Below are 22,188 nucleotides of genomic sequence, written 5' to 3'. Positions count from 1 at the left end.
CGAGAATCATGAAGATCCACAAGTACGACACCGTCATCGTCGGCGCCGGTGGCGCGGGCATGCGCGCCGCCATCGAGTCGACGAAGCGCAGCCGCACCGCCGTGCTGACCAAGCTCTACCCCACCCGCTCCCACACGGGCGCCGCGCAGGGCGGCATGGCCGCCGCGCTGGCCAACGTGGAGGAGGACAACTGGGAGTGGCACACCTTCGACACGGTCAAGGGCGGTGACTACCTGGTCGACCAGGACGCCGCCGAGATCCTGGCGAAGGAGGCCATCGACGCCGTCCTCGACCTGGAGAAGATGGGCCTGCCGTTCAACCGGACGCCGAACGGCACCATCGACCAGCGCCGCTTCGGCGGTCACTCCCGCAACCACGGCGAGGCCCCGGTCCGCCGGTCCTGCTACGCCGCGGACCGCACCGGCCACATGATCCTCCAGACGCTGTACCAGAACTGCGTCAAGGAGGGCGTGGAGTTCTTCAACGAGTTCTACGTCCTCGACCAGCTGATGACCGAGGTCGACGGCGTCAAGAAGTCGGCCGGTGTCGTGGCGTACGAGCTGGCCACCGGTGAGATCCACGTCTTCCATGCGAAGTCCGTGATCTACGCCTCCGGCGGCACCGGCAAGTTCTTCAAGGTGACCTCCAACGCGCACACCCTCACCGGTGACGGCCAGGCCGCCGTCTACCGCCGGGGCCTGCCGCTGGAGGACATGGAGTTCTTCCAGTTCCACCCGACCGGCATCTGGCGCATGGGCATCCTCCTCACCGAGGGTGCGCGCGGTGAGGGCGGCATCCTCCGCAACAAGGACGGCGAGCGCTTCATGGAGAAGTACGCGCCCGTCATGAAGGACCTCGCCTCCCGCGACGTCGTCTCCCGCTCCATCTACACGGAGATCCGCGAGGGCCGCGGCTGCGGTCCCGAGGGCGACCACGTCTACCTGGACCTGACCCACCTGCCGCCGGAGCAGCTGGACGCCAAGCTCCCGGACATCACCGAGTTCGCGCGCACGTACCTCGGCATCGAGCCCTACACGGACCCGATCCCGATCCAGCCGACCGCGCACTACGCGATGGGCGGCATCCCGACGAACGTCGAGGGTGAGGTCCTGGCGGACAACACCACCGTCGTCCCCGGTCTGTACGCGGCCGGCGAGGTCGCCTGCGTGTCGGTGCACGGCGCCAACCGCCTCGGCACCAACTCGCTGCTGGACATCAACGTCTTCGGCCGCCGCGCCGGCATCGCCGCCGCCGAGTACGCCCACACGGCGGACTTCGTCGAGCTGCCGGAGAACCCGGAGTCCCTGGTCGTCGAGCAGATCGAGCGGCTGCGCACCTCCACCGGCAACGAGCGGGTGGCGACCCTGCGCCGCGAGCTGCAGGAGACCATGGACGCCAACGTCATGGTGTTCCGCACCGAGCAGACGATCAAGACGGCGGTCGAGAAGATCGCCGAGCTGCGTGAGCGCTACAGGAACGTGGCGATCCAGGACAAGGGCAAGCGGTTCAACACCGATCTCCTCGAGGCGATCGAGCTGGGCAACCTGCTCGACCTGGCCGAGGTCATGGCCGTCTCGGCCCTGGCCCGCAAGGAGTCCCGCGGCGGTCACTACCGCGAGGACTACCCGAACCGCGACGACGTCAACTTCATGCGGCACACCATGGCGTACCGCGAGGTCGGCGCCGACGGTTCGGAAACCGTCCGTCTCGACTACAAGCCGGTCGTCCAGACCCGCTACCAGCCGATGGAGCGTAAGTACTGATGGCAACCCCCGTTCTGGACAAGGAAGAGGCGGCCGGCCGCCCCGAGCCCGGATTCGCCGACTCCCCCTACATCACGGTCACCTTCCGGATCCGCCGGTTCAACCCGGAGGTCTCGGCGGAGGCCGTCTGGGAAGACTTCCAGCTGGAGATCGACCCGAAGGAGCGTGTCCTCGACGGCCTCCACAAGATCAAGTGGGACGTCGACGGCACCCTCACCTTCCGCCGCTCGTGCGCGCACGGCATCTGCGGCTCGGACGCGATGCGGATCAACGGCAAGAACCGTCTCGCCTGCAAGACGCTGATCAAGGACATCAACCCCGAGAAGCCGATCACGGTCGAGCCCATCAAGGGCCTCACGGTCCTGAAGGACCTGGTCGTGGACATGGAGCCGTTCTTCCAGGCGTACCGGGACGTCATGCCGTTCCTGATCACCAAGGAGACGAACGAGCCGACGCGTGAGCGTCTGCAGTCCGCCGAGGACCGCGAGCGCTTCGACGACACGACGAAGTGCATCCTCTGCGCGGCCTGCACCTCCTCCTGCCCGGTGTTCTGGAACGACGGCCAGTACTTCGGTCCGGCCGCGATCGTGAACGCCCACCGCTTCATCTTCGACAGCCGTGACGAGGCGGGCGAGCAGCGTCTGGAGATCCTCAACGACCGCGACGGCGTGTGGCGCTGCCGCACGACGTTCAACTGCACGGACGCCTGCCCGCGCGGTATCGAGGTCACGAAGGCGATCCAGGAAGTCAAGCGCGCGCTGATCACGCGCCGCTACTGACCGCCTGGGATCCATGCACCCGAGGGCCCCGTCTCCTCCTGGAGGCGGGGCCCTCCGGCCTACGATGATGCTCTCGACACCCGCCCACGGGAGGCACCTGATGTCCGCAGCATCCGTCGAGCAGCCCTTCGAGCACGAAGAGCCGGTCAGCCTCGCGACCATCGCCGACGAGATCATGGAGCGCCATCCGGGCTACCGCGTCGAGATCATCGGAGGATTCCTCCTCGTGACCCCGTCCCCGGACGTGCCCCACGCCCGCGCCCTGACCGGCCTCATGATCCCCTTCATCGCGGCCGGACTGCACGACGGCGAGACCGAAGTCCTGCAGAACGTGGGGCTCTGGCTCCCCACCGGGGACGAGGACTACGCCATCCCCGACCTCGTCGTGGTGGACGCCGACATCGACGACCACCTCATCGAGAACAACGCCTACGATCCGGCGTGCTTCCGCCTCGTCCTTGAGGTCACCTCCAGGAACTGGAAGAACGATCTGAAGACCAAGGTCGCCGCCTACGCCGCGGCCAAGGTCCCGGTGTACGTGATCGTCGACCGCAAGCACCAGCGCGTCCACGTCCTCACCGACCCGGCGGGAGACACCTACGAGCACCACCGCCCCTACGCCCCGGGGGAAACCGTGTCGCTCCCCGACTCCATCGGCGCCAAGGTCACCCTCGACGTGACCGAGATCCTCGCGGCGGGCCGCCCCCGGCCGGCGCAGGACGCGCAAGGGCGCGACTAGCGCGAGAAGGGCGCCGAACCCCCTGCCGAGCCCCACCGGACATCCGCTCCGGTGGGGCTCCTCGCATCCGTGCGGCACGCCTTCTAATCTGACGACATGTCAGACGAAGAGTCGTACGAACTGCTCGGTTTCGACAACGTCCTGCTGCCCGTCGGCGACCTCGCCGAGGCCGTCGGGTTCTACGAGCGGGCCGGGTTCACCGTGGCGTTCCGGTTCGACGCGGCCGGGATCGCCCTGCTGCGGGTCGGCGGGGAGACGCCCGGCATCCTCTTGCGCGCCGAGGAGGCGCTGAGCCGCCGCACGCCGCCCTGGGCCTCCTCACGCCTCTGGCTGGAGGTACCGGACGCCCGGGCGGCGGCACGGCACCTGGCCGCCGCGGGCATCGAACCCCTGGACCCGGCGTTCCAGGTGGCCACCGGCTGGACCGTGGAGATCGCCGACCCCTGGGGCAACATCCTCGGCCTCACGGACTACACCAAGCGCCCGGAGCTGGGCCGCAGGGCCTGAGCCGTGCCCCCTGCCGAGCCCGCCCCGGCCGGCCCGTGCCCTTGAGTTGAACATGTTCAAAAGCAGGGCTACAGTCATCCCTGTCAGCGTTTTGAACGCGTTCAAGAAGGGGTGGGGCATGGACCGCACCGTCATCGCCTACGTCATCTACCTGATCGTCAGCGTCGCCCTGACCGTCTGGGTGGCCCGCACGCTCAGCCGCAACGGCCGGATCTTCCTGGCCGACGTCCTGCACGGCAACGAGAAGCTCGCGGACGCCGTCAACCACCTCCTGGTGGTCGGCTTCTACCTGGTCAACCTCGGCTTCGTGGCGCTGTACCTCGGGGACGACGAGACGATCGAGGACACCCGCGGCATCTTCGAGGCCCTGTCGACCAAGCTGGGCGTGGTGCTGCTGGTGCTCGGCGTGATGCACCTGGGCAACGTGTACGTGCTCAACAGGATCCGCCGGCGCGGGGTGATGGAGCGGGAGCAGCTGCCCCCGGTCGCCCCGCAGGAGTGGATCGCCCCGACGGCCGGCGCGTGACCGGCATGACCGCCGCGACCGCCACGCAGGGCCGGGGTGCCGCGCGCACCCCGGTCCACGGGCTCACCGTCCTGTACGACGCGGAGTGCGCCCTGTGCACCCATCTGCGCGGCTGGCTGGAGCGTCAGCCGCAGCTGGTGCCGCTGGAGTTGCTGCCGGCGGGCTCGGCCGGGGCCCGCGCCCGCTTCCCCGGCCTCGACCACGCCGCCACCCTCGACGAGGTCACCGTCGTCGGCGACTTGGGGCAGGTCTACCGGGGCTCCCGCGCCTGGATCGTCGTCCTGTGGGCCCTGCGCGAACACCGGCCGCTCGCCCACCGGCTGTCCACCCCGGCAGGCGCCGTACTGGCCCGCGGGGCGGTGCTGGCGGCGGCGAAATGGCGCGGCGCCCAGTGGCAGGGACAGGCGCGCGGCGGACAGTGGGGAGGCCGGGTGTACCGGCGCGGCGACGGATGGGTCTACCGCCCGGACACCGGCTGGACCTACGAGCCGCCGTCCTGCGCCGACGGCGGCTGCGCGACTCGTTAGGCTCTTCTCTCGTGCCCGCGAAGAACGACGGCCCCGAGGCCGGCCCCCAGAGCAAGTCCGAGCAGACCCGTGCGCTGATCCTGGAGACCGCGATGCGGTTGTTCCAGGAACGCGGGTACGACAAGACGACCATGCGGGCCATCGCCACGGAGGCGGGGGTCTCCGTGGGCAACGCCTACTACTACTTCGAGGGCAAGGAACACCTGATCCAGGGGTTCTACGACCGGATCGCCGCCGAGCACCGGGAGGCGGTCCGCGAGGTCCTGGACCGCGAGACCGACCTGGAGGCACGGCTCGGCGGTGTGCTGACCGCGTGGCTGGACATCGCCAAGCCGTACCACGAGTTCGCCGTGCAGTTCTTCAAGAACGCCGCCGACCCCGACAGCCCGCTCAGCCCCTTCTCCCCGGAGAGCGAGCACGCCCGCGAACAGGCCATCAGCGTGCACCGGGAGGTGCTCGCCGGCTCGAAGTCCAAGGTCGCCCCCGAACTGCGGGACGTCCTGCCCGAGTTGATGTGGCTCTCCCAGATGGGACTGGTCCTGTACTGGGTCTTCGACCGCACGCAGGAGCGGGAGCGCAGCTACCGGCTGGCGCGGCGCGGGGCCCGGCTCACCGCGCGCGGTGTCGCCCTGGCCCGGTTCCGCGTCCTGCGCCCGCTCGTCCTGGAGGTCCACGAGCTGTTCACGGACTTCCTGCCGGGCATGACGAAGGTGCTGCCGGACCCGGGCCGCGACCGGGGCGAGTGACCGCCCCGGCCGGGGACCGGAGGGTCAGATCCACTCCAGACGCCACAGCCGGAACACGCCCGTGCCGTCGTCCAGGTACTGCCCCCCGCCCACGTCCTCGGTGCTGACCACGTACTCCTTGCGCTGCCAGAGCGGGATCAGCGGCACATCCTCGGCCACGTCGGCCTGGATGTCACGGAAGTCGTTCGCGGCCCGGCTGCGGTCGGCGAACTGCTGGCTGTCCAGGATGAGATGGTCGACCGTCTTGTTGCTGTAGCCGGTGGCCATCGTGGAGCCGGTGCCGACGAGCGCGGCGCCGAAGGTGTCCGGGTCGGGATAGTCGGCCACCCAGCCGACCGCCCACGCGTCCATCTTCCCGGCGGCCCAGCTCTTCTGGAAGTCGGTCCACTCGTATCCCTTGACGTCCACCTTGAACAGGCCGCCCGTCTCCAGCTGCTTCTTCAGCGAGGCGGCCTCCTCCTTGCCGGCGCCGCGCCCGATGCCGTAGCCGAAGGTGAACCGCACCGGCAGGGTGACCCCGGCCTGGGTGAGCAGCGCGCGCGCCTTCTTGACGCTCTGCTTCGGGTAGCCGTCGAAGAACGCCGTGGTGTGGCCGGTGATGCCGGTCGGGATCAGCGAGTACAGCGGGTCGACCGTGCCCTCGTAGACCGTCGCCGCCAGTTCCTCGCGGTTGACCAGCCAGGCCATCGCGCGGCGCACCCGAGCGTCGTGCAGCGGGGAACCGGCGCGGGTGTTGAGGTACAGGTTGCGGGTCTCGGCGCTGTCCGACTCGGTGACCCGCATCCCGGAGTCGCTCGGGTTCAGGTCCGCGAGCACGTCCGGGGACAGCGTCCGGGTGGCGACGTCGACCTGCCGGGCCTTCCAGGCGCTGTCCAGCTTCCTGGAGTCGGCGTAGTAGCGCAGCGCGATCGGGCGGCCGGTGCCGTCGAGGTAGCCCTTGTAGCGTGTGTTGGGCGCGAGGTCGGCCCGCTGGTCCTTGACGTACCCGGTCAGCGTGTACGGGCCGGTGCCGTCGATCGAGTCGCCGGTGCGCAGGGCGCGCGCCGGGTACTTCTCCTTGTCGACGATCGAGCCGGCCCCGGTGGCGACCTTCAGCGGGAACGTGGCGTCCGGGGACGACAGGTGGAAGGTGACGGTCCGCGCGCCGTCGGCGGTCACCGAGCCGAGCGTGGAGAACAGGGACGCCGGTCCGACGTCGGAGTTGATCTTCCTCACCCGGTCGAAGGAGAACTTCACGTCCTCGGCCGTCATCGCGCGCCCGCTCGGGAAGCTGATCCCCTCGCGCAGGGTGCACTGGTACGTCTTCAGCCCGCTGCCCCGGAACGCGCAGCTCTGCGCCGCGTCCGGGACCGGCTCGACCCCGCCGGGCTCGAACGTCAGCAGCGTCTGGAAGACGTTGCTGAACAACGCCCAGGAACCGGCGTCGTAGGCACCGGCCGGGTCGAGCGCCGTGACGGCGTCCGTCGTCCCGACGGTGATGGTCTTGTTCTTGTTCTCCTGCGACGGCAGCAGTTGCCAGCCGCCCACCCCCACGACCGCGAGCACGAGCAGCGTCATGAGAATCCGCATGCGAACAGATCGCATGGTGGTGCCCTCCCCAAGGGCCCCTCGGGGCCCTACCCCTGGCCAGCACGAATCGCGCCACTCCCCTAAGCGGCGCGGCTCACCTAATCACACCTGTTTCGCCCGGGGGAAGGGCTTTCTGACCGGATGGGAAAGAACTTACCGAGGTGTTGTTTGCGCCGGGTTTCACAGCGCCTTCACAGGCTCGGGGGCGCTCCCGGTCACGCGCGTGCGGCGGCCAGTTCGATCACCGTGACGTCCGACGGCGCCCCCACCCGGGTGGGCGGGCCCCAGGCGCCGGCGCCCCGGCTGACGTACAGCTGGGTGTCGCCGTAGCGGTCGAGTCCGGCGACGGTCGGGTTGGCAGCGGCCGCGATCAGGCTGCCGGGCCAGAGCTGGCCGCCGTGGGTGTGGCCGGAGAGCTGGAGGTCGACGCCGTGCCGGACGGCCTCGTGGATCTGCACCGGCTGGTGGGCGAGCAGCACGCACGCGCGTGCCGGGTCCCGGCCGTCGAGGGCCCTGTCGAAGTCCGGCCCCTGCCCCTCGCTCTCGCCCTGCAGGTCGTTCACCCCGGCCAGGTCGAAGTGGGGCAGCTCGGTGCGGGCGTTCTGCAGCGGGTGCAGGCCGAGGGTGCGGACCTCCTCGACCCACTGCTCGGCACCGGAGAAGTACTCGTGGTTGCCGGTGACGAAGTACGCGCCGTGCCGTGCGGTGAGCCCGGCGAGGGGGGCGGCGGCCGGGCCGAGGTCCTTGACGCTGCCGTCCACCAGGTCGCCGACGACCGCGATCAGGTCCGGCTGGGTCGCGTTGACCGTGTCGACGACCCGCTGCGCGAAGCTCCGGCCGAGGACGGGCCCGAGGTGGATGTCGCTGACGACCGCGATCCGGAAGCCGTGCGCGGCTCGCGGGAGTCTGGCCAGCGGCACGGTGACCCGCTTCACCCGGGGGCCGCGCAGCACCCCGTGGGTGCCGAGGCCGACGGTCGCGACGGCGGTGGTGGCGGCGGCGCCGGCGACGACCCGGGAGACGAAGAGGCGACGGGTGGGACCGGGCGCCTCGGCGCGCTCCGGCCCGTCGGGCCCGGGTCCGTGCGCGGGGGCCCGCGCGTCGGGTCCCGGTCCGTCCGCCGGCTCCCCCGCCGGTACCGTCTCGGGTTCCGGTACGGGGGCGGCGGCCCGGGCCCGCCGAACCGGGAAGCGGCGCAGCAGGGGGCGTACGGCCTCGCCCGCCACCACCGCCAGCAGCAGGTACAGGGCGAGGGCCATCCACAGGAAGCCCGGCCAGGCCAGGGCGCGTTGGAGCGCGAACGGCGCGCCGGAGCGCTCCGCGACCAGGGCGGCGACCATCAGGACCGGACCGGCGACGAACACCGCCGTGCCGGCGCGGCGGGCCGGGCCCGGGCCGCGCGTGGTGTCGCGGACCAGACGCCGCCACACGTACCAGTGCAGGACCGCCACGACGGCCAGGACGGCCAGGGCGACGAGCGCGAAGACGATGACCACCCCGACCGGTCCCCCGCTATGACGTCCGGCGCAGTGCGCGCAGTCCGCGCAACCCGATGACCCCGACGACCGTCCCCAATACGAAGGAGACGACCGCCAGCAGCAGATGCACCCAGAAGTACGCGGTCGGGTGACCGTCGTCGAAGGCGAGTCCGCTGCCGTCCTTGACCAGGTTCTTGACGAAAGTGACCCAGATGACCCAGCTCCACACCCCGAAGGCGAGCAGGAACCAGGAGACCGGGCGGCTGAGCTTCATGTCTCCAGTATCGCCGTCCCGATTCCGGTTCCGTGCCGGGGGTGGGGCGGGGCGCGGGACTTCACCGAGCGCTCCAGGTACGTTCTCGACCGTGTTCGCTCCCCAGAAGACCGGCCGGCGATCGCTGCTGGTCACCTCCGCCACCGTGCTGACCCTGTCCGTCACCGCCCCCGCGGCGCTCGCGGCCCCGACCCCGCCGGCGAGTCCGTCGGCCACACCCCCGGCCGGGATGTCCACCCTCGGCGGCGCCCGGCTCGGCATGGCCGGCACCCAGGTCGACCTCGCGCCGGGCGTGCCCGTGCTGCCCAAGGACCTGACCGCCCGCTCGTGGATCGTCTCCGACGCGGAGTCGGGCGAGGTGCTCGCCGCGCACAACGCGCACTGGCGGCTGCCCCCGGCGAGCACGCTGAAGATGCTGTTCGCGGACACCGTGCTGCCCCGGTTCCCCAAGGGCACCCGGCACAAGGTGGTGCCGTCGGACCTCGCGGGCATGGGCGTCGGCTCCAGCGTGGTCGGGATAAAGGAGGGCAGGAGCTACACCGTCCACGATCTGTGGCTCGGGGTCTTCCTGCGCTCGGGCAACGACGCCGTGCACGTGCTGTCGGCGATGAACGGCGGGGTCCGGCAGACCGTCGAGGACATGCAGGACCACGCCGAGCAGCTGCAGGCCCTGGACACGCACGTGGTCTCCCCGGACGGCTACGACGCGCCGGAGCAGGTGTCGTCGGCGTACGACCTGACGCTGTTCGCCCGTTCCGGGCTGCAGAAGAAGGACTTCCGCGACTACTGCTCGACGGTGCGGGCGCCGTTCGGGTCGTCCGAGATCCAGAACACCAACCGGCTGCTGAGCGGCGACTCCGACGTGCCCGTCTACCAGGGCATCGCCGGCGTGAAGAACGGCAACACCACCCACGCGGGCGCCACCTTCACCGGCGTCGCCGAACGGGGCGGCAAGGTGCTGCTCGTCACGGTGATGAACCCGGAGAAGCGCGAGCACAACGAGGTCTACAAGGAGACCGCGAAGCTGTTCGACTGGGGTTTCCAGGCGGCCGGCAAGGTCGCTCCGGTGGGGGTGCTGGTGCCGCCGAGGAGCGCCGCGCAGCCCACCGCGCCGCCGAGCGGGGGGCCCGCCACGGGGGAGGCGGCCGCGGGGACCGGCGGGTCGGGCTCGAAGCCGGTGGCGAGCGCCACCGCGGGGACCGGTTCGGGCGTCGGCACCGCGCTGGCCGTCGCGGGCGGGCTGCTGGTACTCCTCGGGGGCGGGGCGTTCCTGGTCAACCGCCGGTGGCCGCTGCCGGACCTGATGCGCCGTCGGACCCGTTCCTGAGACCGGTCTCCTTGCTCGGCGTCGCCGTCCAGGAGGCGCAGAACAGGACGAGTTTCGCGGTGAAGTTGATCCACAGCAGCAGCGCCACCGGCACACCGAACGCGCCGTACATGCTCTTCGCGGCGACCCCCTGGATGTACCCGCTGATCAGGAGCTTCAGTAGTTCGAAGCCGATCGCGCCGAGCATCGCGGCCACCAGCAGACGGCGGCGCTGCGGCTCGACGCCGGGCAGCAGGGTGAGGACGTAGAGCAGGACGAGGAAGTCGGCGAGCGCGGCGACGGCGAACGCGGTGACCTGGAGCAGCAGGCTGCCCCAGCCGTGCTCCTGGAGGCCGAGCTGCCGGGACACGAGGCCGACCGCCGCCGAGGCGAGGGCGGACGTGGCGAGCGTGACCAGCAGGGCGCCGCCGAGGCCGAGGAGGATGCCGGCGTCCTTGGCCTTGGTGACGAGCGGGTTCTCCTCGCGGTCGGGCAGCTCCCACACCGCGCGCAGGCAGTCCCGTGTCTGGCCGACCCAGCCGATGCCGGTGAACAGCAGCACGGCGCCGGCGATGACGCCGACCGTGCCGGCGTTGTCCACCAGCGCGCCGATGTCCAGCTGCTGGGAGAGGCCGGGGAACTGGTCGGCGATGCGGTTCTCGACGGTCTTCTGACCGGACGGGCTGAGCGTGGCGGCGGTGATCGCGGCGGCCACGGTCAGCAGCGGGAACAGCGCGACGAAGCTGACGAACGTCATGGCGGCGGCCAGCCGGGTCCATTTCACCCGGTCGAGTCGCTCGTAGCTCCGCCACGCGTGCGTCGTCATCAGCCGTGTGACGAGCGGCCCGATGCCGGGCAGTCTCTTCAGCCAGTCCATGATCCGTCCCTGCCCTCGCCGCGCTCCTCCACACCGCTCAAATGACGTCAATATCAGGGGACATCCCACTAATCACCCGTTTCCAGGACGAAGGAGATGTTTTTTAACTAACCGCCTGTATAAGGGCGATACGGTCGCCAGCATGTCTGGAGACACCGTTCCCGTCACCGGCTGGGGCCGCACCGCCCCCACCGTCGCCCGTGTGATCCGCCCGCGCACCTACGAGGAGGCCGCGGCGGCCGTCCGGGACTGCGGGACGCGGGGCGCCGTCGCACGGGGTCTCGGACGGGCCCACGGGGACGCGGCGCAGAACGCCGGCGGCGCCGTCCTCGACATGACCGGCCTGGACCGGGTCCACGTGATCGACGCCGCCGAGGGCATCGTGCTGTGCGACGCCGGGATCTCCCTGCGGCGGCTGACCGAGGTGCTGCTGCCGCTCGGCTGGCTCCCGCCGGTCGCCCCGGGCACCCGGCACGTGACCGTGGGCGGTGCGATCGGCGCCGACGTCCACGGCCGCAACCAGCACGTCTCCGGCTCCTTCTGCCGCCATGTGCTGTCCCTGGAGCTGCTGACCGCCGACGGCGAGGTCCGCACGGTACGCCCCGGCACCCCGCTGTTCGAGGCGACCACCGGCGGCCTCGGCCTGACCGGAGTCATCCTGACCGCCACCTTCCGGCTGCTTCCGGTCGAGACGGCGTACCTCACGGTCCGCACCGAACGCGCCGCCGGCCTCGACGACCTGCTGGCCCGGATGACCACCGGCGACCACCGCCACCGCTACTCGGCCGCCTGGATCGACCTGCTGGCCCGGGGCCCGGCGACCGGACGCGCGGTCCTCCGCCGCGCCGACCACACCCCGCTCGACGCCCTCGGCGGGCACACGCGCGTCTGGCGGCAGCCCCTGTCCGCCGGCCCGCGCCGGCTCCCGGCCCCCGCCGCCCTCGTCCCGGACGGTCTGCTCGGCCGCACCACCGCGGGGCTCCTCAACGAGCTCCGCCACCGCACGGCGCCCCGCGCGCGCACCGGCCGGATCCAGCACCTGTCCGCGTACTTCCACCCCCTGGACGGTCTGCCCCACCGCAACCGTCTCTACGGCCGCGGGGGGTTCGTGCAGTACCAGTTCGTCCTCGGCCACGGCCGGGAGGAGGTGCTGCACCGGGTCGTGCGGCGCATCGCCGCCCACCGCTGCCCGTCCCTCCTCGCCGTCCTCCAGCGCTTCGGGGACGGCGACCCCGGCTGGCTCTCCTTCCCGGTGCCCGGCTGGAGCCTCGCCCTGGACGCGCCGGCCGCGCTGCCCGGACTCCCCTCGCTGCTCGACGGCCTCGACGAGGAGATCGCCGCGGCCGGCGGGCGCGTCTGCCTCGCCAAGGACTCCCGGCTGCGCCCCGAACTGCTGGCCGCCATGTACCCGCGCGTGGCCGACTTCCGGGCCCTGCGCGCGGAGCTCGACCCCCGCGGGGTCTTCGTCTCGGACCTCGCCCGCCGACTCGACCTCCACACCCCTAGGAGCTGACGTGAAGGACGCCTTCGGTCTTCCCCAGTCACTGCTCGTCCTCGGCGGCACGTCCGAGATCGCGCTGGCCACGGCACGCCGGCTGATCGCCCGGCGCACCCGCACGGTGTGGCTGGCCGGCCGCCCCTCGCCCGCCCTGGAGCAGGCCGCCGGGAGTCTGCGCGCGCTCGGCGCCGACGCCCGCACGGTCGCCTTCGACGCCCTGGACCCCGGGTCCCACGAGACCGTCCTCGGCAAGGTCTTCGCCGAGGGCGACGTCGACGTGGTGCTGTTCGCCTTCGGTGTCTGCGGCGACCAGGCCGAGGACGAGCGTGATCCGCTGCGCGCGGTCCGGGTCGCCCAGACCAACTACACCGGGGCGGTGTCGGCGGGCCTGGTCGCCGCCCGCGCCCTCCAGGCGCAGGGGCACGGCTCCCTGGTGGTCCTGTCCTCCGTCGCGGGCGAGCGGGCCCGCCGCGCCGACTTCATCTACGGCTCCAGCAAGGCCGGTCTCGACGCCTTCGCCCAGGGCCTCGGCGACGCCCTGCACGGCACCGGCGCGCACGTCATGGTCGTACGCCCCGGAGAGGTCCGTACGGGGGCGGCGGCCGGGCGGTCCGGGAGCCCGCTGTCGACCACGCCGGAGGCGGTCGCCACCGCGATCGAGCTGGGACTGCGCCGCCGCTCCGAGACGGTGTGGGTGCCGGGGGTCCTGCGACCGGTGATGTCGGCCCTGCGGCACGCCCGGCGCTCGCTGTTCCGCCGGCTGCCGCTGTAGTCACCCGGGAGAGGGACGCGCCGACGGCGGCCGGGCCCCCCGCGGGGAGTACGGCCGGTCCGCGGGCGGGCTAGCGGCTGGCGATCGACCCGCGTCCGACGTCGGCGTGGCCCGCCTGCGGGGGCACCACGGAACTGCCGAAGGCGTACTCCCGCAGCTTGCGCCAGACCCCGTCGGCGCCCTGCTCGTAGAGCGCGAACCCGGTGCAGGGCCACTCGGCCTCGAAGCCCGCCAGTTCCTCGAAGGCGCGGTCCATCGCCGCGTCGTCGATGCCGTGCGCGACCGTGACGTGCGGGTGGTACGGGAACTGCAGCTCGCGCGCGACGGGCCCGGAGGCGTCGCGCACCCGCTGCTGGAGCCAGGTACAGTCCTCGGCGCCCTGGACGATCCGGACGTAGACGACCGGGGACAGGGGACGGAACGTGCCCGTGCCGGACAGCCGCATCGGGAAAGGCCGGCCGGCCGCGGCGACCGCCGTGAGGTGCGCGTCGACGGCCGGCAGAGCGGTCGCGTCGACCTCGGTCGGCGGCAGCAGCGTGACGTGCGTGGGGATGCCGTGAGCAGCGGCGTCGCCGAAGCCCGCGCGCCGCTCCTGGAGCAGGCTGCCGTGAGGCTCCGGGACCGCGATCGACACGCCGATCGTTACGGTCCCCACGTCGTCTCCTGTCGTCGCGTCTGTTGTGTTCTCAGTCGTCCGGCTATCGACTGTAAGGCCATGACCGTCCTGTGGGCAGGCGCAGCGGAAGTGATGTGCAGCGCTCCGCCCGTGCGGACGTGTGTGCGGTCGTACGCCTCGGTGGCGTTCAGTGCTTCGCCGGCAGGAAGCCCACCCGCTCGTACGCCTGCGCCAGGGTCTCCGCGGCGACCGCGCGGGCCTTCTCCGCGCCCTTGGCGAGGATCGAGTCGAGGGTCTCGGCGTCGTCCAGGTACTGCTGGGTGCGCTCGCGGAAGGGCGTCACGAACTCGACCATGACCTCGGCGAGGTCGGTCTTGAGCGCGCCGTACATCTTGCCCTCGTAGTCCTGCTCCAGCTCGGCGATCGTCCGGCCGGTGAGCGTGGAGTAGATGGTGAGGAGGTTCGACACGCCCGGCTTGTGCTCGGCGTCGTAGCGGATCACGGTGTCCGTGTCCGTGACCGCGCTCTTGACCTTCTTCGCCGTCGCCTTCGGCTCGTCGAGGAGGTTGATGAGGCCCTTCGGCGTGGACGCCGACTTGCTCATCTTGATCGACGGGTCCTGCAGGTCGTAGATCTTCGCCGTCTCCTTGAGGATGTACGGCTTCGGGACGGTGAAGCTGTGGCCGAAACGGCCGTTGAACCGCTCGGCGAGGTCGCGGGTCAGCTCGATGTGCTGGCGCTGGTCCTCGCCGACCGGCACCTCGTTGGCCTGGTACAGCAGGATGTCCGCGACCTGCAGGATCGGGTACGTGAACAGGCCGACGGAGGCCCGGTCGGCGCCCTGCTTGGCGGACTTGTCCTTGAACTGGGTCATGCGGGAGGCCTCGCCGAAGCCGGTGAGGCAGTTCATGACCCAGGCGAGCTGGGCGTGCTCGGGGACATGGCTCTGCACGAAGAGGGTGCAGCGGTCCGGGTCGAGGCCGGCGGCCAGCAGCTGGGCGGCGGCGAGCCGGGTGTTGGCGCGCAGCTGGGCCGGGTCCTGGGGAACCGTGATCGCGTGCAGGTCTACGACCATGTAGAACGCGTCGTGGGTCTCCTGCAGGGCCACCCACTGGCGGACGGCGCCGAGGTAGTTGCCGAGGTGGAACGAGCCTGCGGTGGGCTGGATTCCGGAGAGCACGCGGGGTCGGTCAGTGGCCATGTCCACCATTCTCTCAGGTGTCGGGGCCCGGTTCGGAACTGGTCGGGAACAGCGGGCCGTCGTGAAGGGCGTGCCGCGCCGGCGCCCGCCCTCGGTCCCGGAGCCGACGCGCCGCGCGGCGGCCCGGCGCAGTGCCGGACCGCCGCGAGGGGAGCGGGGAGGTGCCTCGTCAGCCGAGGTCGATCTCCGGGTAGAGCGGGAAGCCGGCCACCAGGTCGGTCGCCCGGCGGGAGATCTCGTCCGCGACCTTGGGGTCGAGGACGTGCTGGGCCTTGGACGGGGCGCCCTTGCTGGTGGTGCCCGGCTCGGTGGTGGTCAGGACCCGGTCGATGAGACCGGCGACCTCGTCCATCTCCGCGGTGCCGAGGCCACGGGTGGTCAGGGCGGGGGTGCCGATGCGGATGCCGGAGGTGTACCAGGCGCCGTTGGGGTCGGCGGGGATGGCGTTGCGGTTGGTGACGATGCCCGAGTCCAGGAGGGCGGCCTCGGCCTGACGGCCGGTGAGGCCGTAGGAGCCGGCCACGTCGATGAGGTTGAGGTGGTTGTCCGTGCCGCCGGTCACCAGGGTGGCGCCGCGCCGCATGAGGCCCTGGGCCAGGGCGCGGGAGTTGTCGACGATGCGCTGGGCGTAGTCCTGGAAGGCGGGCTGCCGGGCCTCGGCGAGCGCGACCGCCTTGGCGGCCATGACGTGCGGCAGCGGACCGCCGAGCACCATCGGGCAGCCCCGGTCGACCTGGTCCTTGAGGGAGTCGTCGCACAGGACCATGCCGCCGCGCGGGCCGCGCAGCGACTTGTGGGTGGTGGTGGTGACGATCTGGGCGTGCGGGACCGGGTCGAAATCGCCGATGAGGACCTTGCCGGCGACGAGACCCGCGAAGTGGGCCATGTCGACCATCAGGGTCGCCCCGACCTCGTCGGCGATCTCGCGCATGATCCGGAAGTTCACGAGCCGCGGGTAGGCCGAGTAACCGGCGACGATGATCAGCGGCTTGAACTCGCGGGCCTGGGCGCGCAGGGCCTCGTAGTCGATGAGGCCGGTGGCCGGGTCGGTGCCGTAGGAGCGCTGGTCGAACATCTTGCCGGAGATGTTCGGGCGGAAGCCGTGGGTGAGGTGGCCGCCGGCGTCCAGGGACATGCCGAGCATGCGCTGGTTGCCGAAGGCCTGGCGCAGTTCGGCCCAGTCGGCCTCGCTGAGGTCGTTGACCTGGCGGACGCCGGTCTTCTCCAGGAAGGGCGCCTCGACCCGGTCGGCGAGGACGGCCCAGAAGGCGACGAGGTTGGCGTCGATGCCGGAGTGCGGCTGGACGTAGGCGTGCCGGGCGCCGAAGAGCTCCCGGGCGTGCTCGGCGGCCAGGGCCTCCACGGTGTCGACGTTGCGGCAGCCGGCGTAGAAGCGGCGGCCGACGGTGCCCTCGGCGTACTTGTCGCTGAACCAGTTGCCCATCGCGAGGAGGGTCGCCGGGGAGGCGTAGTTCTCGGAGGCGATGAGCTTGAGCATCGCGCGCTGGTCGACGACCTCCTGGCCGATGGCGTCGGCGACCCGCGGCTCGACGGCGCGGACGACGTCGAGAGCGGCGCGGAAGGCGGTGGACTCGGTGGAGAGATGCTGCTCTGGCATGGGGACCTCCGGACGTGGCGTTCGGCGTGTTCGGTTCGGCCCAGGCGCACGGCACTCATTCGTGCTCGGGCCGCTCCCCGATGGTCGGTCCCATCCCAGCGCGCCAGTCACGGCCCGCTGATCAGCCTACCCGGCGGGCCGGAGCCGTGAGATCCCGCGTCCACCATGCGAGCGAGCGCGGGAGGGCGGCGGGCGACGCGTCCGCAAGGGCCGTGAGGTCAGTGCAGCGGGAGGTCGGTGCCGTGCTCCGCGGCGGGGCGGGGACCGAAGATGCGCCGGTCGGACTCGCGGATCGGCACGTCGTTGATGCCGGCCTCGCGGCGGCGCATCAGGCCGTGCTCGTCGAACTCCCACAGTTCGTTGCCGTAGGAGCGCCACCACTGCCCGTCGGCGTCGTGGCACTCGTACTGGAAGCGGACGGCGATCCGGTCGTCGTGGAAGCTCCACAGGCTCTTGCGCAGGGCGTAGTCGAGTTCGCGCTCCCACTTCCCGGTCAGGAAGGCGACGATCTCCTCGCGGCCGGTGAGGAACCGGTCCCGGTTCCGCCAGACCGAGTCCGGCGTGTACGCCTGGGCCACCCGGTGGGGGTCGCGGGTGTTCCAGGCGTCCTCGGCCGCCTGCACCTTCCGGCGGGCGGTCTCCTCGGTGAACGGCGGGACGGGCGGACGGTCTTCGGGCACGGCGGCCTCCTCAGGTCGAGAACGAACGTTCTCCATCGATGCGGCTAACCTAGAGAACGACCGTTCTCATAGTCAAGGAGCACGCCGATGCCCGCCCCGATCACCGAGGAACAGACCCGCCTGGACCGGGCGGCGCTCCTGGACGCGGCGGAGGCGCTGTTCTACGCGCACGGCATCCAGGCCGTCGGGATGGACCGGGTCCGCGAGGCGTCCGGACTGCCCCTGAAGCGGATCTACCGGCTGTTCGCGACCAAGGAGGACCTCGTGGTCGCCGTGCTCCGGCGGCGCGACCGGCGCTGGCGCGAGAGCCTGACCGCCCATGTGGAGGGTGTCCGGGACCCGCGGGAGCGGGTGCTCGCGGTCTTCGACTGGCTCGCCGGATGGTTCGGCGAGCCCGGCTTCCGCGGCTGCGCCTGGATCAACGCCTTCGGCGAGCTCGGCTCGTCGTCCGAGCCGGTGCTGGCCGAGGTGCGGTCCCACAAGCAGGCCTTCCACGACCAGCTCGCGGCCTGGGTGCGGGCCACCGGGGTGCCGGTGGCCGAGCCGGTGTTCCTGCTCGCCGAGGGCGCCGTCGTCACGGCCGGGCTCAGCGGCGATCCCTCGCCCGCGGCGCACGCCCGCACGGCCGTCGAGTCGCTGCTCGCGAGCGGCGGAACCCGCTGAGACCCCCCGGCGGGGGCCGTCGCCCGGCGCCGGTCCCGGTGCGCTAGAGGATCACGTGGGGCAGGAAGCGGGCGTACTCGTCGGTGATCAGGCCCGAGGACTCGCGGATCCCGAGGCCGGCCGACTCATCGCGGACGACCCAGGCGCCGAGGACCACGTGGTTGCCGTCGAAGGCGGGCAGCGGGGCCAGCTGCTGGTAGCAGCAGGGTTCGTCGCGGAGCACCGCGGGCGCGCCGGGCGGGTGCACGGTGACGCCCTCGCCCTCGCGGCCCAGGAGGGGCTTGGAGACGTAACCGGCCGGCCCGGCCAGCTCGCGCGGGCCGTCGAGGTAGGCGGGGAGGAGGTTGGGGTGGCCGGGGTACAGCTCCCAGAGGACCGCCAGGAGCGCCTTGTTGCTCAGGAGCATCTTCCAGGCCGGTTCGATCCACAGGGTGCTGCCGGTGCCGCCGCCGTTGTCGAGGGTGTCCAGCACGTGCCCGCCGAAGGCGTCCGTGGTGAGCCACTCCCAGGGGTAGAGCTTGAAGATGCCCCGGATGAAGCGGAGCCGGTTGTCGACGAAGCGGCCGGCGAGGGTGTCCCAGCCGATCTCCTCCATGGAGATCCAGTCGGTGTCCAGGCCGGCCTGCTCGGCGGTCTCCTTGAGGTAGGCGACCGTCATCAGGTCCTCGCCGAGTTCGTCGGCGCAGGAGTGCGCGAAGTGCAGGGGGCTGCCGGGCGGCAGCAGCGCGGCCTGCGCGCGCCAGGCGTCGACGAGGCGTTCGTGCAGGGAGTTCCACTGGTCGGCGCCGGGGAACCGGTCCTCCATCCAGAACCACTGGGGCGAGGCGGCCTCCACCAGGGAGGTCGGGGTGTCGGCGTTGTACTCCAGCAGCTTCGCCGGTCCCGTGCCGTCGTAGCGGAGGTCGAACCTGCCGTACAGGGAGGGGAGTTCGGCACGGCGGTGCCAGGCCTCGGTGACCGCGGCGGCCACGCGCGGGTCGGTGATGCCGAGGTCCCCGAGGCGGTCCTTCGCCACGATGTGCCCGGCGGCCGCCAGGCACATGCCGTGCAGTTCCTCGACGGTCTCCTCCAGGGCCTCGACCTCGTCGAGGGTGAAGACGTAGTAGGCGCTCTCGTCCCAGTAGGGGCGCAGCGAGCCGTCGGGGTGACGGGTGAGCGGATAGACGAGTCCCTGCTCCTCGACGGTCCGCTGCCAGCCGGGGCGGGGTTCGATCGTGCGGCGTTCCATCTCCTGTGCCCGGCTCAGCCGCCGGAGCCGCCCTTGCCGCCCCCGAAGCCCCCGCGGTGGACACCGCCGCCCGAGCCGCCGCCCGAGCCCTTGCCGGGCTTGGTGAAGGAGCCGTCGCCCACGAACGAGCCCTTCTTCGTGCCGCCGTAGTACCAGGTGCCGTGCGAGGAGGACTTGGTGGACTTGCAGTTCTTGTCGGAGACGACCTTGTAGCCCTTGCCGTACGTGTAACTGTCGCGGTCCACGCAGCGCTTGTCCGGGTCCGAGGAGGAGCAGGCGGTCAGGGCGGTCGCCAGCAGGCCCATGCCGCCGAGGACGACCGTGCCGGACCGCAGCCGCCGGCGCGTGCGTGGCTGTGCTGTGCTCATGTCTTCGTCTCCCCCGTGTGTCGGCCGGCCGATGCCGGTCTCGCTGCGGGCCAGCCTAGGCACCGGTGGCACCGGCAGGGCAGGGGGCCCCGCGAATTCCCGCTCCCCTAGAGTCGCTTCGTGCTGTTTGGAATGGTGTGCGCCCTCGGCGCGGCGGTCTGCTTCGGTACCGCGACGGTGTTGCAGGCGGTGGCCGCGCGGGAGGCGGCCGCCGCGGGGACGGCGGCGGGGACGCGGCGCTGCTGCTGCGGGCGCTGCGGCAGTGGCGGTACATCGCCGGGCTGGCGCTGGACGGTCTGGGCTTCCTGCTCCAGATCGCGGCGCTGCGGTCCGTGCCGATCTACACGGTGGGCGCGGCGCTGGCGGCGAGCCTCGCGGTGACCGCCGTGGTGGCGGCGCGGCTGCTGCGGGTGCGGCTGAGCGGGCTGGAGTGGGCCGCCGTGGGGGTGGTGTGCGCGGGTCTGGCGATGCTCGGGCTGGCCTCGGGCACCGAGGGCGAGGAGCAGGGCCCGAACTGGCTGCCGTACGCGATGGTGGCGGCCGCGGTCGGTGTGCTGCTGCTCGGCGCGGTCGGCGGGCGGCTGACCGGCCGGACCCGGGCGCTGCTCCTCGGACTGGGCGCCGGGTTGGGGTTCGGGGTGGTGGAGGTGTCGGTACGGCTGATCGACTCGCTACGTCCGGCGGACCTGTTCACCGACCCGGCGGCGTACGCCCTGCTGATCGGTGGCGGTGCCGCCTTCCTGCTGCTCACCTCCGCCCTGCAGCGGGGCTCGGTGACGACGGCCACGGCCGGCATGGTGATCGGCGAGACGGTCGGCCCGGCGGCGGTCGGCGTGGTGTGGCTCGGCGACCGCACCCGGGAGGGTCTGGCCTGGCTGGCGGTCCTGGGCTTCATGGTGGCGGTGGCGGGCGCGCTGCTGCTGGCGCGGTTCGGCGAGGCACCCGCGGCGGAGGGCGCCCCGCGGCCGGACGAGGCCTGAGCGGGTCCGGCGACGGCTACGGCAGCACCCGGCACAGGGCCTCCAGAGCGGCCCCCCACGCGCTGTCCGGCGGGGTGCCGTAGCCCACGACCAGCGCGTCCAGGTGTTCGGTGACGGCCTGCGGATGGCGGTGATGGGCCAGGCCGTGCAGGGCCAGTCCCTGCCAGAGGGCGGCCTGGACCACCGACTGCTCCGTGCCCGGCGGCAGTCGCAGCACCGCGTGCAGGCCGGCCGCGATCCCGGTCACCCGCACGTCGGGCGCGTGCTCGGCCACCGCCGCGGCCAGGGCGTCGCGGCGGCGCCGGTACCGCAGCCGCGAGGAGCGGACGTGGCGGTCGTAGGCGCCGGAGGAGATGAACTCGGCGAGGGTGAGCTGTTCCAGCACGCCCACCGTGTCGGTGCCGCCCTTCGCCGCGGCCGCCTCCTCGGCCAGGGACGGCGGCAGCACCATCCAGCCCAGCCGCAGTCCGGGCGCGAGGGACTTGCTGGCGGTGCCGAGGTGGACGACCCGCTCGGGATCGAGTCCCTGGAGCGCGCCGACCGGCTGGCGGTCGTAGCGGAACTCGCCGTCGTAGTCGTCCTCCAGGACCAGTCCGCCGGTGCGCCGTGCCCGGTCCACGACGGCGGCCCGGCGGTCGGGGTGCAGGGCCGTGCCCATCGGGAACTGGTGGGCGGGAGTCAGCAGCACCGCCCCGGCGTCGCCCCACGGCTCCGGGTCCGTGCCGAGCGCGTCGTACGGCAGCGCGGGGGTCGCGAGGCCCGCGTCCCGCAGGAGCCGCCGGTGCGGGGCGAGGCCGTACGACTCGACCGCCACCGCCCGCACGCCGCGGGCCCGCAGCACCCGGCCGAGGACGGTCAGGGCGTGCGAGAAGCCCGCGGTGATCAGCACGCTGTCCGGGTCGGCGCGGACCCCCGGGCGCGGGCGAGGTAACCGGCGAGTGCGGTGCGCAGCTCGGGCCGGCCGCGCGGGTCGCCGTAGCCGAGCGCGTGGTAGGGGGCGGTGTTCAGGGCGCGGCGGGCGGCCTTGAGCCACTCGGCGCGCGGGAAGGCGGCGAGGTCGGGGGTGCCGGGGACGAGGTCGTGGGTGGGGCGGCCGGGGTCCCGGCGCCGGGCTGCCGTCGGTCCGGCGGCCGGTCCCGGGGCGTGCGGCGCGGCGCGGCGGACGGGGCGGGCGCTCCCGCGGCCACCCGGGTGCCGGAGCCCTGCCGGGCGGTGAGCCAGCCCTCCGCGACCAGGTCGGCGTAGGCCTCGGCGACGGTGTTGCGGGCGATGCCGAGGTCGGCGGCGAGGGACCGGGAGGAGGGCAGCCGGGTGCCGGGGGCCAGGCGGCCGGTGCGGACGGCGTCCCGCAGCGCGTCGGTCAGGCCCCGGCGCAGGCCGCCCGGACCGGCCGGTTCGAGGTGCAGGTCGACGCCCGAAGTGGCCCACGTTCTCGCCATGGAAATGGACCATACTCCTGGGCTGCCCGGCTCC

The 22,188-nt window shown here is 72.3% G+C and carries 21 protein-coding genes, 2 pseudogenes and 1 riboswitch; of the genes and pseudogenes, 12 read left to right on the top strand and 11 right to left on the bottom strand.

The genetic code is table 11. The features are described from left to right. The first annotated feature begins 8 nt into the window (after nt 1–8). The 7 genes from sdhA to N8I86_RS23490 all read left to right on the top strand — a co-directional run bounded on the left by sdhA (nt 9) and on the right by N8I86_RS23490 (nt 5,587). Nucleotides 9–1,763: a succinate dehydrogenase flavoprotein subunit gene (gene sdhA / locus N8I86_RS23520; protein ID WP_123436905.1), complete on the top strand. Its 1,755-nt coding sequence runs from the start codon at nt 9–11 to the stop codon at nt 1,761–1,763. Then, a complete protein-coding gene (locus N8I86_RS23515; protein WP_073888834.1) occupies nt 1,763–2,542 on the top strand; it encodes a succinate dehydrogenase iron-sulfur subunit in 780 nt (259 codons plus the stop codon). The genes sdhA and N8I86_RS23515 overlap by 1 nt, the downstream gene beginning before the upstream one ends. 100 nt (nt 2,543–2,642) lie before the next feature. Continuing rightward, the gene (locus N8I86_RS23510; RefSeq protein WP_073888832.1) at nt 2,643–3,281 is read left to right on the top strand and encodes a Uma2 family endonuclease; all 639 of its coding nucleotides are present in this window, start codon (nt 2,643–2,645) and stop codon (nt 3,279–3,281) included. A gap of 96 nt (nt 3,282–3,377) precedes the next feature. Further along, the gene (locus N8I86_RS23505) at nt 3,378–3,788 is read left to right on the top strand and encodes a VOC family protein (protein ID WP_263278642.1); all 411 of its coding nucleotides are present in this window, start codon (nt 3,378–3,380) and stop codon (nt 3,786–3,788) included. Nucleotides 3,789–3,906: 118 nt separating this feature from the next. Continuing rightward, entirely contained in the window at nt 3,907–4,314 is a 408-nt protein-coding gene (locus N8I86_RS23500; RefSeq protein WP_073888828.1) for a hypothetical protein, read from the top strand. A 5-nt stretch (nt 4,315–4,319) separates the two neighbouring features. Then, a complete protein-coding gene (locus N8I86_RS23495) occupies nt 4,320–4,841 on the top strand; it encodes a thiol-disulfide oxidoreductase DCC family protein (protein WP_263278641.1) in 522 nt (173 codons plus the stop codon). Between the two features lie 11 nt (nt 4,842–4,852). Next, the gene (locus tag N8I86_RS23490; protein WP_263278640.1) at nt 4,853–5,587 is read left to right on the top strand and encodes a TetR/AcrR family transcriptional regulator; all 735 of its coding nucleotides are present in this window, start codon (nt 4,853–4,855) and stop codon (nt 5,585–5,587) included. Nucleotides 5,588–5,611: 24 nt separating this feature from the next. Here the strand turns inward: N8I86_RS23490 and N8I86_RS23485 are convergent, their stop codons facing one another. The 3 genes from N8I86_RS23485 to N8I86_RS23475 form a co-directional block, all read right to left on the bottom strand. Then, nucleotides 5,612–7,156, bottom strand: coding sequence for an ABC transporter substrate-binding protein (locus tag N8I86_RS23485; RefSeq protein WP_263278639.1), 1,545 nt, complete (start codon nt 7,154–7,156; stop codon nt 5,612–5,614). 215 nt (nt 7,157–7,371) lie between these two features. Beyond that, entirely contained in the window at nt 7,372–8,652 is a 1,281-nt protein-coding gene (locus tag N8I86_RS23480) for a metallophosphoesterase (protein WP_073888822.1), read from the bottom strand. A gap of 16 nt (nt 8,653–8,668) precedes the next feature. After that, nucleotides 8,669–8,908, bottom strand: a complete 240-nt coding sequence (locus tag N8I86_RS23475; RefSeq protein ID WP_073888820.1) for an SCO4848 family membrane protein — start codon at nt 8,906–8,908, stop codon at nt 8,669–8,671. 91 nt (nt 8,909–8,999) lie between these two features. Here N8I86_RS23475 and N8I86_RS23470 point away from each other — a divergent pair, with 91 nt between their 5' ends. Continuing rightward, nucleotides 9,000–10,235: a D-alanyl-D-alanine carboxypeptidase family protein gene (locus N8I86_RS23470; protein ID WP_079192310.1), complete on the top strand. Its 1,236-nt coding sequence runs from the start codon at nt 9,000–9,002 to the stop codon at nt 10,233–10,235. Here N8I86_RS23470 and N8I86_RS23465 read toward each other — a convergent pair. Then, on the bottom strand, nt 10,183–11,091 hold the full coding sequence (locus tag N8I86_RS23465) for a YihY/virulence factor BrkB family protein (RefSeq protein ID WP_123436910.1): 909 nt from the start codon (nt 11,089–11,091) through the stop codon (nt 10,183–10,185). The genes N8I86_RS23470 and N8I86_RS23465 overlap by 53 nt on opposite strands. Nucleotides 11,092–11,233: 142 nt before the next feature. On the opposite strand from N8I86_RS23465, the gene N8I86_RS23460 reads away from it, so the two are divergent. Both N8I86_RS23460 and N8I86_RS23455 read left to right on the top strand, forming a co-directional pair. After that, nucleotides 11,234–12,604, top strand: coding sequence for an FAD-binding oxidoreductase (locus N8I86_RS23460; RefSeq protein ID WP_263278637.1), 1,371 nt, complete (start codon nt 11,234–11,236; stop codon nt 12,602–12,604). Nucleotide 12,605: 1 nt separating this feature from the next. Then, entirely contained in the window at nt 12,606–13,361 is a 756-nt protein-coding gene (locus tag N8I86_RS23455; RefSeq protein ID WP_263278636.1) for a decaprenylphospho-beta-D-erythro-pentofuranosid-2-ulose 2-reductase, read from the top strand. Between the two features lie 70 nt (nt 13,362–13,431). On the opposite strand, the gene N8I86_RS23450 is transcribed toward N8I86_RS23455, so the two are convergent. From N8I86_RS23450 to N8I86_RS23435, 4 genes are all read right to left on the bottom strand, one after another. After that, nucleotides 13,432–14,016, bottom strand: a complete 585-nt coding sequence (locus N8I86_RS23450; RefSeq protein ID WP_073888810.1) for a 2'-5' RNA ligase family protein — start codon at nt 14,014–14,016, stop codon at nt 13,432–13,434. A gap of 148 nt (nt 14,017–14,164) precedes the next feature. Then, a complete protein-coding gene (gene trpS, locus N8I86_RS23445) occupies nt 14,165–15,178 on the bottom strand; it encodes a tryptophan--tRNA ligase (RefSeq protein WP_073890369.1) in 1,014 nt (337 codons plus the stop codon). A 169-nt stretch (nt 15,179–15,347) separates the two neighbouring features. Continuing rightward, nucleotides 15,348–16,796 (bottom strand): glycine hydroxymethyltransferase, encoded by a 1,449-nt coding sequence (locus tag N8I86_RS23440; RefSeq protein ID WP_073888808.1) that lies wholly within the window; start codon nt 16,794–16,796, stop codon nt 15,348–15,350. Nucleotides 16,797–16,827: 31 nt separating this feature from the next. Then, nucleotides 16,828–16,917: riboswitch (ZMP/ZTP riboswitch) on the bottom strand. A 97-nt stretch (nt 16,918–17,014) separates the two neighbouring features. Then, nucleotides 17,015–17,512, bottom strand: a complete 498-nt coding sequence (locus tag N8I86_RS23435) for a nuclear transport factor 2 family protein (protein ID WP_263278635.1) — start codon at nt 17,510–17,512, stop codon at nt 17,015–17,017. 51 nt (nt 17,513–17,563) lie between these two features. On the opposite strand from N8I86_RS23435, the gene N8I86_RS23430 reads away from it, so the two are divergent. Further along, entirely contained in the window at nt 17,564–18,139 is a 576-nt protein-coding gene (locus N8I86_RS23430; protein WP_263278634.1) for a TetR/AcrR family transcriptional regulator, read from the top strand. Nucleotides 18,140–18,182: 43 nt separating this feature from the next. Here the strand turns inward: N8I86_RS23430 and N8I86_RS23425 are convergent, their stop codons facing one another. Both N8I86_RS23425 and N8I86_RS23420 read right to left on the bottom strand, forming a co-directional pair. Further along, nucleotides 18,183–19,367 (bottom strand): glutathionylspermidine synthase family protein, encoded by a 1,185-nt coding sequence (locus tag N8I86_RS23425; protein ID WP_263278633.1) that lies wholly within the window; start codon nt 19,365–19,367, stop codon nt 18,183–18,185. Between the two features lie 14 nt (nt 19,368–19,381). Continuing rightward, complete coding sequence (locus tag N8I86_RS23420) at nt 19,382–19,735, bottom strand: hypothetical protein (RefSeq protein ID WP_093475309.1); 354 nt, start codon at nt 19,733–19,735, stop codon at nt 19,382–19,384. A 132-nt stretch (nt 19,736–19,867) separates the two neighbouring features. Between N8I86_RS23420 and N8I86_RS23415 the strand changes: the two are divergent. Beyond that, a pseudogene (locus tag N8I86_RS23415) lies at nt 19,868–20,715 on the top strand (DMT family transporter). A gap of 16 nt (nt 20,716–20,731) precedes the next feature. Here the strand turns inward: N8I86_RS23415 and pdxR are convergent. Beyond that, a pseudogene (pdxR, locus tag N8I86_RS23410) lies at nt 20,732–22,154 on the bottom strand (MocR-like pyridoxine biosynthesis transcription factor PdxR). Nucleotides 22,155–22,188: the final 34 nt, after the last annotated feature.

The organism is Streptomyces albidicamelliae (assembly GCF_025642175.1).
Lineage (GTDB): Bacteria > Actinomycetota > Actinomycetes > Streptomycetales > Streptomycetaceae > Streptomyces > Streptomyces albidocamelliae.
The sequence above is the reverse complement of the archived record's forward strand: the minus strand, read 5'-3'. Positions and strand labels throughout refer to the sequence as shown.

What these genes read in the sequence shown, in the direction of transcription:
- N8I86_RS23485 (WP_263278639.1), bottom strand. Translation starts at nt 7,156, where the DNA reads ATGCGGATTCTCATGACGCTGCTCGTGCTCGCGGTCGTGGGGGTGGGC.
- N8I86_RS23500 (WP_073888828.1), top strand. Translation starts at nt 3,907, where the DNA reads ATGGACCGCACCGTCATCGCCTACGTCATCTACCTGATCGTCAGCGTC.
- N8I86_RS23475 (WP_073888820.1), bottom strand. Translation starts at nt 8,908, where the DNA reads ATGAAGCTCAGCCGCCCGGTCTCCTGGTTCCTGCTCGCCTTCGGGGTG.
- N8I86_RS23430 (WP_263278634.1), top strand. Translation starts at nt 17,564, where the DNA reads ATGCCCGCCCCGATCACCGAGGAACAGACCCGCCTGGACCGGGCGGCG.
- N8I86_RS23440 (WP_073888808.1), bottom strand. Translation starts at nt 16,796, where the DNA reads ATGCCAGAGCAGCATCTCTCCACCGAGTCCACCGCCTTCCGCGCCGCT.
- N8I86_RS23495 (WP_263278641.1), top strand. Translation starts at nt 4,320, where the DNA reads ATGACCGCCGCGACCGCCACGCAGGGCCGGGGTGCCGCGCGCACCCCG.
- N8I86_RS23465 (WP_123436910.1), bottom strand. Translation starts at nt 11,091, where the DNA reads ATGGACTGGCTGAAGAGACTGCCCGGCATCGGGCCGCTCGTCACACGG.
- N8I86_RS23510 (WP_073888832.1), top strand. Translation starts at nt 2,643, where the DNA reads ATGTCCGCAGCATCCGTCGAGCAGCCCTTCGAGCACGAAGAGCCGGTC.
- trpS (WP_073890369.1), bottom strand. Translation starts at nt 15,178, where the DNA reads ATGGCCACTGACCGACCCCGCGTGCTCTCCGGAATCCAGCCCACCGCA.
- N8I86_RS23435 (WP_263278635.1), bottom strand. Translation starts at nt 17,512, where the DNA reads ATGGAGAACGTTCGTTCTCGACCTGAGGAGGCCGCCGTGCCCGAAGAC.
- N8I86_RS23515 (WP_073888834.1), top strand. Translation starts at nt 1,763, where the DNA reads ATGGCAACCCCCGTTCTGGACAAGGAAGAGGCGGCCGGCCGCCCCGAG.
- N8I86_RS23425 (WP_263278633.1), bottom strand. Translation starts at nt 19,367, where the DNA reads ATGGAACGCCGCACGATCGAACCCCGCCCCGGCTGGCAGCGGACCGTC.
- N8I86_RS23460 (WP_263278637.1), top strand. Translation starts at nt 11,234, where the DNA reads ATGTCTGGAGACACCGTTCCCGTCACCGGCTGGGGCCGCACCGCCCCC.
- N8I86_RS23505 (WP_263278642.1), top strand. Translation starts at nt 3,378, where the DNA reads ATGTCAGACGAAGAGTCGTACGAACTGCTCGGTTTCGACAACGTCCTG.
- sdhA (WP_123436905.1), top strand. Translation starts at nt 9, where the DNA reads ATGAAGATCCACAAGTACGACACCGTCATCGTCGGCGCCGGTGGCGCG.
- N8I86_RS23420 (WP_093475309.1), bottom strand. Translation starts at nt 19,735, where the DNA reads ATGAGCACAGCACAGCCACGCACGCGCCGGCGGCTGCGGTCCGGCACG.